This is a genomic window from Hydrocarboniclastica marina (assembly GCF_004851605.1).
Taxonomy (GTDB): Bacteria; Pseudomonadota; Gammaproteobacteria; order Pseudomonadales; family Oleiphilaceae; genus Hydrocarboniclastica; species Hydrocarboniclastica marina.
The window spans coordinates 1-15,752 of record NZ_CP031094.1 but is presented as its reverse complement, the minus strand read 5'-3'; the positions used below and the strand labels follow the sequence as shown (position 1 = coordinate 15,752).

Below are 15,752 nucleotides of genomic sequence, written 5' to 3'. Positions count from 1 at the left end.
TTGTTGCATTCACTGCCTCGGCAGTAATCAGGTGAGCTGAGCCTGCCCCAATCAGCACTTCCTTAACCCTCTGGGGGACACCTCTCCCTTAGGGGGATGGTGTCTCCGTTCTCATACGGAGTCATACCATGACAGCAATTATCGTCACCAAAGTCGGCGAAAAAAGAGAAAACCCTCGTATCTGGATCGAAGGCCGGAAGCTGGAAAGAGAAGGCTTCTGCCACGGGACGTCCTATACCGTCGATTCCAGAGATGAGAACCAGCTCGTTCTGGTTCGGGTAAACGGCCAACCGGTCGATGGAGCTGAGGTCCGGAAAGTATCCGGCCGAGTTCGAAGGGCCAGTCAAACAGTATCCCCAATCATCGATATCAATTCCCGCGAGTTGTCTCGGTGGTTCAGGGTTGATGAGAAGCTTCGGGTGGCGATTCGCCGCGGGAAGATCATCATCAAGATCCACCACACGAAGGGCCTGGCGTTCGAACGGTTGGAACGGATCAGGAAGAAACTAGCCGAAAACAGGAAGCTGGCGGTTCACTCCCACTACCATGGCGCCGGAATACTGGACCTGGCGATTCATTCCGGGTTCGCAAGAGCCGGCGTTAAAACGTTTGTTCAAGTCGCGATAGAGATGGAGCGGAAGTACCTCGACATCTCATTGAAACAAAACCCCGAGCTGTTCGATGAGGATTCCATTCTTATCGAAGCGCCTATCCAGGATGTTCGCTTCGACCCCCGGGTTAAGGCTGATGTTCTGGTAGCCGGATTGCCTTGCACGGGGGCAAGCCTTGCCGGACGCGCAAAAATGCGGGACACCAAAGGAGAGAAGAGAACATATCTCCCTGAGGAGCATGATTCAGCGGGTGCATTGTTCTACCACACGTTGAGGTATGTCGAGGCGTCTCAGCCTGCTGTGATCGTGCTTGAAAACGTGAAAGCGTACTCCACTACCGCAAGCGCGGCCGTTATACGAGCCCTTCTTTCAGGCGCTGGTTATACGGTTAGTGAAAGGGTCCTAAATGGTAATGAATTTGGGGCCCTGGAGAACCGCGATCGGCTTTGCATCATTGCTGTTACCGAGGGCCTCGAGGACATCATAGACATGTCTGAGATTGTTCCGTTAACAGTGAAGCCAGAGCGGTTGTCAGATGTTCTTCAGCCAATTCCGCTGGATTCGGAGCGTTGGAAGTCGTTCGACTACTTGCGCCTGAAGGAAGAGCGAGATATCGCGGCAGGGAAAGGCTTTCGCCGTCAGTTATTCACTGGCGAGGAGGGCCACATCGCGACCGTTACCAGGCAGTACATGAAGTGCAGGTCTACTGACCCGTTCATTCAGCACCCTGAGTCGGAGGAGCTTTCTCGTCTTCTGACACCAGTTGAGCACGCCCGGGTTAAAGGTATACCGGAAAAGCTCATCAGCGATTCAGACATCGCTGACACCACGGCCCACGAAGTTCTAGGTCAAAGCATCGTCTTTCCGATGTTTGAGGCGGTTGGGTTCGCTCTGGGTAAACAGCTTGCTGAATGGATATCAATGGAAGAGATGGCTGCAAACGCGGCTTAACTCGGTTAACACACCTGGGGCCCTTTCGGGCCCCTTCTCTATCTTTTTCCGTGCTGAATGGAGTCTTCCTTCCAATCAATAGATCGGAAAGAAGATTCTGTGCCTTGGCACATGAACCGGTAGCTGGCCGGCCTTTGGGATAAACAGAACTCCAATCCAACCAGGTTGAGCATCGCTAAAGCGAGGCCCAACCCCTAAAAAAGGAAAGTCTTATGCATTTCATAGCATTCTTTGCTGCTTTGTTGTTTTCCAATTCTGGCACTGAGGCTCCGCGAGCTGGTCGTCACCATTCTGATGGTTCTGATCCAGTAACGGGGGTTGCCCGATGAACTTCCAAAGCTGGAAAGAGGGAGTAACTCAACTGAGTTCTCACGAAGCTTTTGTGTTCGTGCGAGACAATGACCTGCAGAGCCAATTTCCTGAGATCAGCGATGACTTTCAGGGAACTCTAGCGATCTACCCGGGAGGGCTAGTGATTACTCAGGTGAACGGCCTTTATCGGCTGGTCCTGGGTGATTATGAAAGGTCTAACCAGTGCCTTGCCGTGTTAGAAAAATCACTGTTTCGGTGGGCGTGGGACAACGATCGTCTGGCCTCCTAAATCTCCCCCAAGGGGATTCTTTTCCCAGATGGGAAATGTCTCCCTCTCACACAAAAGGTGCATTCATGCAGCAATCCACGACAGCTTCGGCTGAGCCGGAGAGGCTACTGGCCGCGCAGCCCACACTGCGGGTCGAGGATATAGTTCCAGCTTGTGGTGGTACCGAGCCAATCTCTGTCATAAACGGCCGGCGTTGGTTGTACTGCTTCCAGCCATCCAGTGGAAAGCACTGCTATCTCGACGTAGATAATGATCTGATTACCTGGAACCGCAGTTTTCATCCAGCTTTCTCTCCGGAGCTTGAGGGCACCGAAGAAGAGCTTCAACCGTTGGCCAGAAGGGAAAAAGCGGCTGCTGAGGTCGAGCTTTTTTACTTCTAACTGGCGTTCTTTTACTCGGCAGAGGAGCTCTTCGGAGCTTCTCTCTCGAAAAAATCATAGGAGAGTGTCATGGCAAAGCTATATTTTGTCGCCACTTCGGTTATCGCTTTGCCCAGTCGTGATGCAGGGGTTGTGTCTGCTTTGGCCCGGGTTCATCCCTGCCGACTCAGTAAGACCAAAGGATCCAGACTGCTAAATCGTCGGGAAGCCGTTAAGCTAGTGAACCGAAACAATGGGCTAGAAACCATTCGGTTCGCCTTGGGCGCGGGGAGTATGGACATAAGATCTCCATCCGCCATAGCTATCGATTACGATTCCGCAGATGCCTTAGGCGTAAAGCTTGGTGAAAGCGGTTTAGAAATCGAGGTCCGGAAAGCGAGCTACTGGAGCATTTTCGGGTACTACTTAAGGCATCCGGACTGGGGGTACAGGTTAACTACTCATGTAGGCCTTGGTGGCTTGATTCTAGGGATTATTGGTGCCGGTCTTGGTGTCATATCCTTCTTTTAGCAACTGGAAGCCCTCGCCTTTTTGGCGGGGGTTTTTTGTTTCAGCCATATACACAACCTGAGCGTTGCAAAGCTAGGCTCCTGTGCAATGATCTTGCGATGAACGTAAAGCAGAACGGGGTAGCTCGGTTGCGGCCGAGACGCCTCTCAGACGAAAGGAGGGCTCTATGAACTATCTGAACATCCAGGCCATTAAAATCAGTGAGACGGAAGCCAAGGTCCTTTGGGCGGTCTCTGATAGCAGAAGAGGAGCGTTAGTCCTCAGAACGACTACACCTCATCCCGATATTGATATCCTTGCTGAACTGGCCGCGGCGAAGCATCTAATCACTGATAGAAACATCCTGGGCAATAAAGTTCGCAACGGAGTGGGTGTGCATCTCACCTTTTCAAAAGGTGCGGTCAAAAAGTTAGCTACCGGAAAGTCAGCAAAAAAGCATCTCCAAAGGTACGCCGCATTCCTTTCATCCCGACTGGTGGGCTCGAAGATAGAGATCCAGAAGAAGAATGAGCGGTTGCCTCCGGCTGATACAGAGCCCACAGAAGTCATCTCACCTGACGCACGAACTTACATTGAAGTGGATACGCCGGCGCTAGGCCCCGTTCAGATAACTGACCATGCGTTACAGCGCTTCATTGAAAGGTTCTTCCCGGGAAAACCGGAAAATGCTCTCAAATCACTCGAAGAACGGTTGATGAACGCGTCGCTAAAACCGATCAAACTACCGGGGTCTGTCCAGGCTCATAAGGACAGGAAATACGGGAAAGAGGATAGGGCGGTCTACCGTCATCCCACAGATGTTGTTCATTTTGGGGTTATCGACCGACAGCATCAAAAGATACTGGTGACTGTATTCAACAGGACCGATACTCAGATCGCTTCAGAGATGGATGAGGCGACTGAAATCGAGGCATCGTAAGACATCCAGAGAGTTTGAGATATTTTTTAACCCTAACCTGAAGGTTGGCTCTGCCGCTCCGTTGATATTCTGACTGCAATTCGACAACCCAACGGAGCTGTAATGTCTCAGGCCAACACCACAACCAAAACCAAGACCCTGATTTTTGGCGGGCTTGTGCTAGCTATAGTTCTTTCTGCGCTTGCACTCTTTCAACAGAATGCAACAGGGAAAAAAATTGATCGGCTCGCTGAAATTGCGGAACAACAAAGCAAGATGCTCAATAGCAATACGAGCCAGGCCGATATTGAGCAGATGATGGCTGCTCAGATCGCGGCTTTCGAGAGGGAAAAGCAGCTCCGTCAGTACAAGTCTGTAAGCCCAGCCTACTCTAATGCTCAAGAGCGGCTTGAGTCAGAAGACCTGATTTACGGTAATCCCGATGCTGAGTTCAGCGTAATCGAATTTTCCGACTTTGATTGCCCTTACTGTAAGAGCTACCACGAGACACCAAAAAAAGTAGTGGACCAGGCAGGGGGAGACGTTAACTGGGTATGGAAGCATTTTCCCGTTCATCCCTCAGCACGTTCCCTACACGAGGCGACCTCCTGTATAGCCAAAGTGGCTGGCAATAAGGAATTCTGGACGGCGTCCCAGCTGGTCTTCGACAACGGTGGCAGTAATGGCATCAAGCCAGGCGAACTGGCTGATCTCATGCCCATTGATCGCAAGGCCTTCGATGCGTGTATGGCTTCGGGCGAAATGAAGAGCAAAGTTGAGGAGGATTACAAATTTGGCCAGCAAGCAGGGGTTTCGGGAACGCCTGCCAGTTCTGTGATTCACCACAAAACCGGGGAAGTTTATACCCTCTCAGGGGCTGTACCAGAAGGCCAGCTGCAAGCAGCCATTACTCAGCTGCGCAAAAAAGCGGCCGCGGCCGAGTCTGTTGAGGGTGATAACATCGAGGAAGTGGCTCTAACCCAGTAATCGTCTGGTATAGCTCACCTCACAAGCCCCGCCTCGAGCGGGGTCTTTTCATTCGGAATAGTGAACCCCTAAGGGTTAGGTCTGGTCGCCACCGGGCTCATCTTTCTCAGATGATGATTGTCGCTGCACTTCAGCTAGAGCCTCGGATAGTTCAACAATTTGCTGGTCCTGCAGCTGCAGCTTTTCCTCCCATGAATCATGCTCGGCCCGCAGGCGAGCATAGCTTTCTTTACAGGCGATGATCGTGCTCTGCTGGCTCTCGGAGCGGTTTTGCATGTGAAGGAGCTGGGCCTCAAGTCCTTCAGTTGAAGCTCTTTGACCGGCGAGATTCTTTTCTGCTTCCTGCAGGAGGGTTCTCAAGGAATCAGTTTGGTCCGCTGACTGGCTCAATTGAGCCCGCAGCTGTTCCTTCTCTGCTTCTAGTTTCAGAGCCCGGGCATCACCGTCCCGTCTTGATCGATCGATCTCCTTAGCCCAGTACTCATTCTGCAGATTGAAGCGTTCTTCTTCTTTTCGGGCTTGCTCCTTGTACTCCGAGATGGTGCTCTCGAACCGCTCAACCTCCTCCTGATAGCGGGTTTCAAGCCGGGTAAATGCAGCTTCGTGATCCTTTGTTTTCTGCTCGAGGAGCCGTTCACTCTCACTTAGATCTCGTACCGCTGACTCAAGTCGCTGTTCTAGCTCCTTTGTTCGACCAGTTAACGCATTCCTTTCCTGTTCTTGCCGGTCAACCTGGTCCTTTAGCTCGTGAGAAAAAGACTCAAGCTCCGCATTTCGGCGGCGAAGATCTGCCAGCGTGTCATCGCGTTCCGCCAAGGTTGAGACTAAGCGGATTTTTTCTGCCTCGAATTCACTTTGCGCTGATTCGAACTGCCTGCCGGCTTCTACAACGGCGACGTTAAAAAACGTCTCCATGGGCTCGAGCAATGCCTCTGGAAGTGATTTAGGCAATTGCTGAAGGCCATCTTCCTGGAGCGACGCTCGCCAGTCGTTCAGGTACTGATTGATTGTCGTATTCGAGCCCCGGTCACCAACAGCAGTCCTGACCGCGGCAACGGTCGGGTTCTTTCCAGACTTAATCAATCCTGTTGCGGCTCTGACGACTTCGTCGAATGAAACGCTTGGTTGTCTCATCGGGTTCTCCGGGTGGCTTCGATTTACCGTATTGTACACGTTACGTATAACGTAACAAATATAACGGTAAAACGTTATAGTTCAACATAACGTAAAATAGGTTGAACTAGCCTCGAGGGGAGAAGATACTGGAGTGACATAGGCTGACGACAAATTTAGTGCTTTGTGTTGAAACTTTGGGAGTGCCACACAAACTATTGAACTACCGACTAAAAAAGCTCTGATTTCCACGCAAAGCGCTAAATTTTTCAACAGAAAGTACTAAATTTCACGTAAAACGCTAAATTCTGCGTATCCAGAAGCCCGAACCGGCTGAGGCAACATTGATGACTAACAACATGGTGAGTAACAGGCCGGCCGACCAGCAGCTCGTAAGGGAAATCTCTGAGGTCTTCCCCTGGGGACATCCACAATGGGCTCAGTCGATCCCAGTACGGAGAGGTTTTCTGAGGAACGATAGACCCTTAATATCGGCCGACACTGACTGTGAAGCTGTAGCTATGTGGCTGGCGGAAGTGGCAAAGAATTCAGAGCGGACGCTGGAAGCCTATAAGCGGGAAGCTGAGCGGCTACTGCTGTGGGCAGCCGACAGCGGGATGGCCTTGTCTGAGGTGTTGCGTGATGACCTGAGCGCTTATCACGATTTTCTCGAAGACCCCCCGAAAAACTCACCTTTGATAGGAAAAAAAGTCTACAAGCGAACTGACATAAGATGGCGTCCGTTCACAGGGGCTTTGTCAGAGAACAGTATTAAAGCCTCGTTCACCATACTCCGCAGCCTTTACAGCTACTTGTCGAGTTCTGCTTGGTTACGGGCCAACCCCTTCCCTGACAAGAAATTCAAACCAGCACCAGAACCAGACCCCGGCAAGCGCTCTTTGAATAAGTTCGAAATGAGAGCCATTTTTAGCTGGTTAAGCGTTAACTCTACCTCAGCAAAAACTGATTTCCAGCGATTAACTGCAGCAAGAACCCGCTGGGTTGTGGCTATCCTCTTGCATCTGGGTTTGCGGGAGTCGGAATGCGCTATGGCAAGTATGGGTGATTTTGAGTACGTACGGCAGGCCAAACGGAATTTCTGGGAACTGGCCGTCACCGGGAAAGGTGGAAAGCGTGCGTCGATCGCCGCCAGTGAACAATGTATGCAAGAGGTGCAGAGATTCCGAGTGGAACTGGGGCTTAGCCCAATGCCATCCCCTGGAGAAGAATTCCCTTTGGTGCCTGACTTAAGACAGTTCCGGAAAAATTCCAGTGAAGCTGCTTCACAAGCGAAATATTTCAAACCCGTAGAGCGTACGTTGATCTACAAGCTTGTAAAAGATGTGTTTCGCCGTGCCGCGGACCTGTTAGAGGCTGCTGGCGGGCCGGAGGAAGATGCGGCAGAAAGGGCGCACGCGGCAGCAAATCTTCGTAGAGCGAGCCCTCACTGGCTGCGTCACACTTCGATTACTGATCTTGTTGCGGTGGAGCCCGACCTAACCATTGCACAAAAATTTGCTCGCCACACAAACATTAACACCACTGCCCACTACGCGAAAAAAGGAAACGAAGAAGTAGCTGATCGCTTAGAGAAGAGGCCTCGGTATGAATGAACCTGAGTGCTGAGTTAGGCCGACAAAGTAGCGGTAACCTTTAGGTTGTGCTTTGCCACCGCGTGATAACTTCCCCTGATTGTGAAGCGTTCCGGAGCATGGCATGGTCAAGGAATTTGTAGGCGGGAGTTACCTCGGTCTAGCACTTTGCGCATTACTAATACTGCCCGGGTGTACAGACTATCCAAGAGCAGGTTCTGTCACGATCTCTGATTGGGACCAGAACGAGCTGTCCTATGAAGGCGTCGATGGTGCTGTTTACGGCGTAGATGAGGAAGCACTTCGCGCAACAGAGGTTTTTCTGTCTGATCGAGAGCAATTAGGAAGTCTTCTTGTCAAAACATGGTCCGCTCAACTAGCCGGATCCGGTTTTCCTGAACTTGATCTTAGATATCCTGGAGCTGATGCAAACTCCATGGTCAATCTACCGGCTGACCTGAGAGCTCTCGCTGCAAATAAAGAAGCTGAAATCCGGACTGAGGTCCAGAATGAAGCAAGTAAGACCTCGACCAGCCTGGCCGAGGCGGTTTCCGAGCTTAAGCAAATCGAAATAGCTGAGCTCCGGTATCAAGCGGTTATCGAAGAGGCCGATGCCAAATTAAAGGCTGCTGAAGATGAGTCCTCACCTGGCGCGATCGAGAACGCAAAAAAGGCAGTTTTTCTAGCCCAGACCCAAGCTGCGCAAAATTACGGGACGATTTCCCGGAGGCAGTACCGTTCGCAAGAGCTTACTCAAGAGATCGAGCGCAATTCACGACGGCTTCATAAGCTTTCTAGTGACGCTTACCTTACCGACCAGCTCGAGCGGGGTTACGTAAGTTTTGCTGAAGAAGATCACAGCAAGGTCCGCGATTACGTTAAAAGCATGCAGGTCGATGTCATTAGCAAGCTGAAACCCTTAGCTCGCATTGCCCAAAGAGATACCAATTTCGAAGGATCCGCAGACGGGCTGGAGGGGTTGATCGTAGCCGGCCGAATGAACTTGGTGGGCGGGAAAGGCAGTGTAAGCCCTCATACCTTCATGAGCTACGTCGACCTTGCAGACGAGTCTCTAACACACGATGGGCGGATCAAGATCACCATCAACGAGAGAAACCTGGTGAATACCCCTGCGCTTAGCGAAAACTCTGGGCAAGAAGAGATAGTGCTAGAAGCATTAATCAGGAGCGTGAGCAAAGGTGGATTTAACGGGGAAGTATTGTTTTCCCCAGGGGCATAACCATGCATACCTCGGTCATCGACCTTTTGCTTGTTCTCTCCGTGCCTGTTCTTGCAGGGACGCTGTTAGCCATCGCCAACGGGCTCTATTACCGGGCTCTAGGGCGGCATCAGGTTAAGGGCTTGCTAATTACCGGTTTGATCGGAACTCCCATTCATGAGATCTCTCATGCGCTCATGGCTCTCCTTTTCAGGATGAGGATCAATAGGATTGCCTTCTATAAGCCGGATCCAGGATCGAACACGCTTGGTTACGTGGACTATAGCTACTATCCGGCACGGTTCAGCCACAAGCTCGGATTGATCTTTGTCGGGCTAGCGCCACTCATATTCGGCAGCTACCTGGTCATGGGCCTTTTCACAATAGTTGGGTTCCCATCGCTTCATTCATTCACCGGATTTACGGACCTCACCGACTTGGCAGCTCCAGCTTTCTGGGAGCGGGTAGTCGACTGGGCTAGGGCACTTGTTGGTTCAGTCGACGGAGTGGGTATGGGCTCAGTTCTTCTACTGGCGGTGATGATCGGTACCCACGCCACACCAAGCAAAACTGACCTTAGGGGCGCCTCAGGGGGAGCCCTAGCGGTCGTAACCGTTCTTCTCGGCTTATCGCTCTTACAAGAGGTTCTGCCGGCGCTGAACCAGGCTCTAGGGTCTTATCTACGGTTCGGAATTTACCATGTCAGCACTGCCATCGTTCAGCTTGCGCTGTTATCAACGCTGGCTGGGATGCTACTGGCTGGAGGGGGACTCATTATTAGGTTCGTTTTTCAGCGAAGAGTTTTACCCAACTCAACCGGGGAGATTGCCCAGTCATGATCGAACAAATGCCTGTGGCTGGGGGGTTTGGGGAGACTGTGAAAATTTACCGTCCGAACAAATCCGGCGTCGGTGCGGCAATCACAGTTCAGGCGGTTACATCGCGAGGCGAAAACCCTATATCCACGGTGAATATCGAAGCGGCGTACTGGCCAGCTGCCGCAAAAGCGCCGCTATGGCAGGAAAAAACCGTTGTTCAGGTGAGCAAGTCTGAGCTCCCAGCTTTCGCGGCGACGTTATCCGGCTTCCTGCCCTCCATGAGTGCGAAGTTTCATGGTTCCGCGAAAAACACAGGGTATTCACTTGATGGCAGAACTATGGAGCTGTCCGTTTTCGCGCCCAGTCGGAAAATTCGTGTTGAGCTTAACCCGGAAGAACTCTTCTGGCTGAACACGCTCGTTATGAGCCAGCTTAAAACCTTTCGTCCGGGCCTTTCAGCTTCGGACATGCTCAATATCCTGAAGCTTAGCTACGCCAGGCGCGGCCGAGTCAACGAACTAGGTTGATCTGTTCACCCGTATAGCTATGGGAGTTGGATAGTGATCAATCTGGCCATGGCGGTGTTCAGAGTGGCGTGGCTGACTTGCTCCCTGAGTTCGACACCAGAAAGCTGGCTGACAAAGGCTACCCTTACAACTGGCCAGATAGCTATGCGTCAGACGAGAGAAGCCGGAGTGGTTAAGCAAAGCCAGATCGGTCCTGATGCAAAGCGGTCGCGATTAAACTGGAGGAATGCTGGCCGGCACACGGTCTGAGAGGTCATTTAGGATAGGCATATTGAAAAGTGGTTCGCCCATTGCTCCCCTTTCCTCAGACACATGAAAACGCCATTTCCTGTGGATAAGTCAGTTTTTTCTGGGTCGCCCATTGCTCGATGTGGTTCGCCCATTGCTACGGAACAGTTTGCCCTTTGCCAGAAGTGGTTCGCGCTTCGGTGTTTCGTGGTTCGCGCATTGGTAAAAGTGGTTTGAACATTGCTTTTCTCCGTTTTTTCTCTTTTTATGTCAGCTGGTTGGACGCCTTTAAGTAGTAATCGTTCTAAGAGAAAAAGAAGGGTTATTGCTTTTATTTGTGTGGATAACGGGCATAAAGGCGCCTCCATTCGCTTCCTGGGGTATGCAAAGGGACGTTTTTACCACCACTCCAGAACCATGGCCGTAAATTCCCCGCATTTCTCACGTAAAATTCCTCTTAATGCGGTTTCTGTGTTCGGCACAGAACCAAAGTGACGTTTTTCAGCATATCCTAGAACCACTGCATCTACCGCCTCGGGGCAAAGGGACATTTACCCGCTTGTCTTAGAACCACCACGCTCTCTGGCTGACCTAAACACAATGCAATTTGGTAGCCCAGATCGAACCAAAGGGACAATTTTGGTCGGCAGCTGGAACCAAAGTGACGATTTAAACCGCCTCCTTGAACCAAAGGGATGTTTTTCTAAACAGCCTTGAACCAGATAGATACATGAACGATACTCCATCTCAAGCAAAGGGACACTTTTGCCCCTCGTCCTGAACCACTTTTTGGACCAGCGGAGATCCGCGATGAACAAGCCAGCCACTTCCGATCGGAAACCCAGCTCGTTTCGGGTAGATCAGGCCATTCTTCGCAATAAGGATGCGGCCATGGAATTTATCGGCCGGAGTGGGCTGCCAAAACCAGAACAGGACTTTTTGACAGAGATCATTCTCTTTTCAGAGAAGGTGCTCCTGGACAATCCCAACCATGCGTCAGAGCCTGTTGAATTCGCTTTCGGTGAGTTCCAGGATTGGCTTGACGGCAAAGATATAAAGGGGACCTCCCGTAAAGCGGTTAGACGGAAGGCGTTCAGCCTTTGCGAGGCGGATCTTATGTCCAGCACAGAGCGCTCCTTTGCCAGCGGCGGAAGACCTGCTCGCATTTTCACCCTCAAACCTATCCATAAAGAGTCTGTTCAATCATCCCAGCAACGCGAACTGGAAGAACACCTCCAAGGCCACCGTAATACTCGGACCAAGACAACCCGAGCCATCTTGAAGCACCTGAGAGAATCAGACGCTCAGATGATTAAGCACTTCCACAAGTCCAGAAGCGTTACTGAGACACTCTTTACTGGAGTGCTTGATAGGGCAATGAGATTCACGACTTTTGAGAAGGTCGAGAATAACCGGATCACCAACAGCTTTAGGATTAAGAAGGCAAAGGTGACGGTCATGGCCACAACCCAAACGGGACCTTCTTCTGAGTTGGCGACCCTGGCCGATCAGAGAGTGATCCGGGCTGTAATAACCGAGATTGCCCATTACATAGAATCCTCAATCCAGGAGAACATCCTCAGAGCTGACGTGCCGAGACAGTCCAGTCTATTTGGCGATAGCGAGGACGATTTTTATTTTGATGACAGCGGTCCGTCGGATATCACCGTGGATGAATCCGGTGTTTCAGGCATCGAAACTAACAGGCAGCGGTACGAGCATCTTGAGGCCGACGCCATTGAACGGATCCACAACTCCTTTTTTATTGATGTGGTCAGCCTGGCCAAGCGGATGGATTACGCCTCGCCGTCAAGCTCCTCTGTTAGGCGCCTTATAAATTCCAGTCTTCGCCGGCTCTACGATACAAATTTTCGCCTAATGATTGACGCTTCAGACACAAAGAAAGCCCTGGACGTCATGAATCTTTTTGACCTCGACGATTTTGTTACCGATTTCCGGTTTCTGACTGTGCTGAAGTCCCAGTACGAAAAAGGCTTCATTGAAGGCGGTGAGGGTGACGATCACTCAAAGGCTGAATCCGTTCATACGGTCCCCGGGAATGCCCTTCGGGAAATGACAGAGTTGGAAATGGATGAGCAAAGAATCGACCCGTACAACCCTGACGAATTGAAGAGAGTTCGTGTGTGGCGCCTATCACTTGACCCGCATCTGTTCAGCCGGCTGCTGGATAAAGAAACACGAGCCCTCTATACCGCTCATCCAGACATCATGAAAGAGGGTTCTGGCCTGGCCCAGACGCTCTACAATCTGTTCACCCAAACTATCGGTCGGAGCAATCGCCAGCTCAAAGGCCAGGCAGAGAATGTCTTTTCCATGTCTCTTAAAGACCTGCACAACTTGCTCTGGCCCACTAGGACCTACAGCCGTTTTGAGGTTGAGCTCGTGGAGCTGGTGAAACGCTATACCGCGGCTGAGAATTGGGACGCCTCTCTTACCCTTAATTCCACCACGATGTTTGGGTACCGCTTCACTTTGATGCGAAATAGTGGCGAAGAGGGACGCCTCTGGCTTCGCGTAGAGCGCGACAGAGCCGACCCTTTGGCTGGAGATCAGTCGTACCACAACAGAACGCTAGCCGCAGGATCTGCGCCGCCAAACTAAGACTGGAATTTCGTACGCGATTAGTCGAGCGCACGCCCCACACTTCTAGCATTTATGGAATTCATGACATTCAGCTCGATCGAGGTCTTTTCGACCAAATGCCCGCGGAGCAACTAATGAGCAATGGCATTAATAAACTCGAGTTTAAGAATGCAGATTTTTTTCTCGCGGAAATCCTCGGCGGTCATTTTAATGACGCCCATCTTTTTCGCGGTCAAAGCAAAGCCAGTGATTCGCTTACACCTGGAGTGGCCAGAAAACCGCTTATAGCAGAACCTCACCGGAATGTTTTATCGGGCCAAAGCAAGGAAGGCCAGCAGTTACGCTGCCGCGAGTTCCGCCTACTCAGGGATTTCATAAGGGGTTGCGACATCGCCGGGACACCTATTCCTGGTGATGGACCCGAGCTCAGGCAGAGTTTTCAACTGGCAGACCCAAAGTGGCCTGTTCCTTTTGCAATGACATTTGCTGGCGGCTTTTCGGCTGCGCCACCTCTAGAAGGGCCCCTAATACCAGACAATGAATGGCCAAAGCCGTCTAACTACCCGCTGATCGTAATGGCCCAGCATCATGGGTTACCTACCCGCCTACTCGATTGGACCAGGTCTCCTTATGCTGCGTTGTATTTCGCTGCGATCGGCGGTATGGCTACTCTGGCAGATGAGAAGGAAAAGAAAACCTCTTCGATATCGGTATGGGTTATTGATGCAAAAGCCATTAACAGCCTGGGCAAGGAGAAGTCGACGTTTTGTGTGCTTGAAACCCCATCAAGCCTGAGCGTCAACATCACGCCCCAGCAAGGCTGCTTCACTACGTCCCTAAAGAGGATGGGCGATAAGACTGACTACGACCTCGACAAAGCTTGTGGGTTGCAGAACCACATAACCCAGTACACCTTGCCTGTACTGTTATCACCATATATTTACCGTGTATGCGCCAGAGCAGGGTATACGGCAGCAAAGCTATTCCCGGGCCCCGACGGAGCGGCAAAGCACGCCAATGAATTGCAGCTGATACGGCTCTTGAGTGCAATGGGCCACTAACGAGCTGCCTCGGGGACATGGAGCCTGCATGACGTTGAACGACCTTACCAAGGCCGAGAAATGTTCGCGAATAGCAAAAGCTGTTCGTAGTGCATTTGAGCAACTCAAACGCGAGGATCTCCTCCCTAATGACATGAAAGATTTTCCCAAAGGCTGTTGCGGGTACGCTTCGGTTGTTCTATCCAAAATCCTCGAGCTTTATGACATCAAGGGGGTTACCTACGAGCTAGCCATCGTAGAAGGTGCGTTTCATGGCTGGCTTGAGGTAAATGAGCAGGTCATCGATATAACAGGAGATCAGTTCTCAGGCCGGCCGGAAGTGTACGTGGGTAAAAAGACGGGGATCTATGAGCTTCAGTCAGACTCTGCTGCAGAGCTTTCTCAAGAGCTCACAGAAGATGAAAAAAGGGTTTTCGAGAAGTTATTAGAAAAACTTAGGCTTAGTGAATAGATCCCAAGAGCGGCCACTCTAGAGGAACCTGGAGCGCGGGTTTCCGGCCTTATCAACGGAGCCATGTCGCACTTCAGGTTGAACGCTGCTCAATGCTATAGATCAGATCGTCTGCCAGGATGGGCACAACCGGTTCTCCTGGGAAAAATTTAAGTGGAATTGACGTCTCACGCGTAACAACAATATCTGGGTCACCTGTTTTTTGAATCAGATAGCGTCTATAGCTATCCATGGCCGCCAACTCACGTAAAGCCTGCCGAAGTTCACCGTCATTCAATTCGAGAGCACGCCAGTAGCGAAGTGAGACCAGATATCTCTTACCTCTGCTGTCCGTTTGAGCGTAGCGCAGTTGAATTCGCCAGCTTCCGTTCCGGAAGCCTATGAGTAGATTGCCACCCTCGATACCAGTGAAGGCTGCTTGATTCGTGACTGGAGCTAGACGCTCTCGAGGGGCAGTTCGCGCTAGCATCGCACCAATAAGACCCCCCCACGCTTGGATGAGCGATTCGTATATGGTCGACTGAGAGTCCTTAAAGTAATCGTGCCAAACTCCCTCTTCATGCCTCAGGAATAACCGCCAGCCATGCTCTACCCGGTAAATACCTGTCGGAAGGTAGAAGGTCTCGGCGCCTACTTGCAGTGGTTTGAACTTCAGGTGAAATCCGTTGAGGGCGACTGGCTTCCTTGGTTTGCGCAAATCGGCCCTCTTCAACGTCGATGCGAGCTCATCCTTGTCGCCAAATGTGGTCGTGGGACTGAATTCCGCCTGCTTTAAAGGAATGCCAAACAGGATCGCCTCAAGATCAAGGTGATCCCAGTTTCCCTCAGGCACCTCCATCTCTTTCGGTAAATCATTAAGGCTCAAAAGCCTCTTGGGAGGCCGGCCGCTATCGATAGCTCTTTCAATAAGGCGAACGATTGCCAGAGCTTCGTTGAGATAACGGTCGAGTTGCTCCTTTGCCTGTTGCGGGCTTTTTCTATAACCAATCTCTGATATTTGCCCAACGGTGGTAAGCGCAGTCTGTAGTTTTCCGTCCCGGAGGACGGTTTGTACTGTCGAGACAGAAACAACTCTGAAAGTAGTGGCCCGGTTCTGATGGTAGCGGCAAGTTCGCGATAAACGGATCCGGCTGTGCCCAGTATCCAAAACGGGAGTGCGCTTCCGCCCCGTACGCCGAACGTGGTCTGCTGTGGTGTTCAT

Annotated in this window: 14 protein-coding genes; 12 read left to right on the top strand and 2 right to left on the bottom strand. The window is 51.4% G+C overall.

What is annotated here, in order from left to right; genetic code table 11:
• Nucleotides 1-128 precede the first annotated feature (128 nt).
• From soil367_RS18300 to soil367_RS18280, 5 genes are all read left to right on the top strand, one after another.
• Entirely contained in the window at nt 129-1,562 is a 1,434-nt protein-coding gene (locus tag soil367_RS18300; protein ID WP_136550730.1) for a DNA cytosine methyltransferase, read from the top strand.
• 325 nt (nt 1,563-1,887) lie between these two features.
• Nucleotides 1,888-2,163, top strand: a complete 276-nt coding sequence (locus soil367_RS18295) for a hypothetical protein (RefSeq protein ID WP_136550729.1) — start codon at nt 1,888-1,890, stop codon at nt 2,161-2,163.
• A 65-nt stretch (nt 2,164-2,228) separates the two neighbouring features.
• Nucleotides 2,229-2,543: a hypothetical protein gene (locus soil367_RS18290; protein ID WP_136550728.1), complete on the top strand. Its 315-nt coding sequence runs from the start codon at nt 2,229-2,231 to the stop codon at nt 2,541-2,543.
• A 676-nt stretch (nt 2,544-3,219) separates the two neighbouring features.
• Nucleotides 3,220-3,972 (top strand): hypothetical protein, encoded by a 753-nt coding sequence (locus soil367_RS18285; protein ID WP_136550727.1) that lies wholly within the window; start codon nt 3,220-3,222, stop codon nt 3,970-3,972.
• A 102-nt stretch (nt 3,973-4,074) separates the two neighbouring features.
• A complete protein-coding gene (locus soil367_RS18280; RefSeq protein ID WP_136550726.1) occupies nt 4,075-4,938 on the top strand; it encodes a DsbA family protein in 864 nt (287 codons plus the stop codon).
• A gap of 75 nt (nt 4,939-5,013) precedes the next feature.
• Here soil367_RS18280 and soil367_RS18275 read toward each other — a convergent pair whose 3' ends face one another.
• Nucleotides 5,014-6,072: a DNA-binding protein gene (locus tag soil367_RS18275; protein WP_136550725.1), complete on the bottom strand. Its 1,059-nt coding sequence runs from the start codon at nt 6,070-6,072 to the stop codon at nt 5,014-5,016.
• A 500-nt stretch (nt 6,073-6,572) separates the two neighbouring features.
• Between soil367_RS18275 and soil367_RS18270 the strand changes: the two genes are divergently transcribed.
• The 7 genes from soil367_RS18270 to soil367_RS18240 all read left to right on the top strand — a co-directional run bounded on the left by soil367_RS18270 (nt 6,573) and on the right by soil367_RS18240 (nt 14,551).
• Nucleotides 6,573-7,664 (top strand): tyrosine-type recombinase/integrase, encoded by a 1,092-nt coding sequence (locus soil367_RS18270; protein ID WP_172962422.1) that lies wholly within the window; start codon nt 6,573-6,575, stop codon nt 7,662-7,664.
• Between the two features lie 103 nt (nt 7,665-7,767).
• Nucleotides 7,768-8,883, top strand: coding sequence for a hypothetical protein (locus soil367_RS18265; RefSeq protein ID WP_136550723.1), 1,116 nt, complete (start codon nt 7,768-7,770; stop codon nt 8,881-8,883).
• A 2-nt stretch (nt 8,884-8,885) separates the two neighbouring features.
• Nucleotides 8,886-9,701: a hypothetical protein gene (locus tag soil367_RS18260; RefSeq protein WP_136550722.1), complete on the top strand. Its 816-nt coding sequence runs from the start codon at nt 8,886-8,888 to the stop codon at nt 9,699-9,701.
• Nucleotides 9,698-10,207 (top strand): hypothetical protein, encoded by a 510-nt coding sequence (locus tag soil367_RS18255; RefSeq protein ID WP_136550721.1) that lies wholly within the window; start codon nt 9,698-9,700, stop codon nt 10,205-10,207. Before soil367_RS18260 ends, soil367_RS18255 begins: the two co-directional genes overlap by 4 nt.
• A 1,038-nt stretch (nt 10,208-11,245) precedes the next feature.
• Nucleotides 11,246-13,057, top strand: a complete 1,812-nt coding sequence (locus tag soil367_RS18250; protein ID WP_136550720.1) for a hypothetical protein — start codon at nt 11,246-11,248, stop codon at nt 13,055-13,057.
• Between the two features lie 116 nt (nt 13,058-13,173).
• Nucleotides 13,174-14,100, top strand: coding sequence for an FRG domain-containing protein (locus soil367_RS18245; protein WP_172962421.1), 927 nt, complete (start codon nt 13,174-13,176; stop codon nt 14,098-14,100).
• A 28-nt stretch (nt 14,101-14,128) separates the two neighbouring features.
• Nucleotides 14,129-14,551 carry a hypothetical protein gene (locus tag soil367_RS18240; RefSeq protein WP_136550718.1) on the top strand — a complete coding sequence of 141 codons (423 nt, stop codon included), beginning with the start codon at nt 14,129-14,131 and terminating at the stop codon, nt 14,549-14,551.
• A gap of 73 nt (nt 14,552-14,624) precedes the next feature.
• Here soil367_RS18240 and soil367_RS18235 read toward each other — a convergent pair whose 3' ends face one another.
• Complete coding sequence (locus soil367_RS18235; RefSeq protein ID WP_136550817.1) at nt 14,625-15,752, bottom strand: hypothetical protein; 1,128 nt, start codon at nt 15,750-15,752, stop codon at nt 14,625-14,627.

What these genes read in the sequence shown, in the direction of transcription:
- soil367_RS18295 (WP_136550729.1), top strand. Translation starts at nt 1,888, where the DNA reads ATGAACTTCCAAAGCTGGAAAGAGGGAGTAACTCAACTGAGTTCTCAC.
- soil367_RS18250 (WP_136550720.1), top strand. Translation starts at nt 11,246, where the DNA reads ATGAACAAGCCAGCCACTTCCGATCGGAAACCCAGCTCGTTTCGGGTA.
- soil367_RS18245 (WP_172962421.1), top strand. Translation starts at nt 13,174, where the DNA reads ATGAGCAATGGCATTAATAAACTCGAGTTTAAGAATGCAGATTTTTTT.
- soil367_RS18240 (WP_136550718.1), top strand. Translation starts at nt 14,129, where the DNA reads ATGACGTTGAACGACCTTACCAAGGCCGAGAAATGTTCGCGAATAGCA.
- soil367_RS18275 (WP_136550725.1), bottom strand. Translation starts at nt 6,072, where the DNA reads ATGAGACAACCAAGCGTTTCATTCGACGAAGTCGTCAGAGCCGCAACA.
- soil367_RS18255 (WP_136550721.1), top strand. Translation starts at nt 9,698, where the DNA reads ATGATCGAACAAATGCCTGTGGCTGGGGGGTTTGGGGAGACTGTGAAA.
- soil367_RS18300 (WP_136550730.1), top strand. Translation starts at nt 129, where the DNA reads ATGACAGCAATTATCGTCACCAAAGTCGGCGAAAAAAGAGAAAACCCT.
- soil367_RS18270 (WP_172962422.1), top strand. Translation starts at nt 6,573, where the DNA reads ATGTGGCTGGCGGAAGTGGCAAAGAATTCAGAGCGGACGCTGGAAGCC.
- soil367_RS18285 (WP_136550727.1), top strand. Translation starts at nt 3,220, where the DNA reads ATGAACTATCTGAACATCCAGGCCATTAAAATCAGTGAGACGGAAGCC.
- soil367_RS18290 (WP_136550728.1), top strand. Translation starts at nt 2,229, where the DNA reads ATGCAGCAATCCACGACAGCTTCGGCTGAGCCGGAGAGGCTACTGGCC.
- soil367_RS18260 (WP_136550722.1), top strand. Translation starts at nt 8,886, where the DNA reads ATGCATACCTCGGTCATCGACCTTTTGCTTGTTCTCTCCGTGCCTGTT.
- soil367_RS18235 (WP_136550817.1), bottom strand. Translation starts at nt 15,752, where the DNA reads ATGAACACCACAGCAGACCACGTTCGGCGTACGGGGCGGAAGCGCACT.
- soil367_RS18265 (WP_136550723.1), top strand. Translation starts at nt 7,768, where the DNA reads ATGGTCAAGGAATTTGTAGGCGGGAGTTACCTCGGTCTAGCACTTTGC.
- soil367_RS18280 (WP_136550726.1), top strand. Translation starts at nt 4,075, where the DNA reads ATGTCTCAGGCCAACACCACAACCAAAACCAAGACCCTGATTTTTGGC.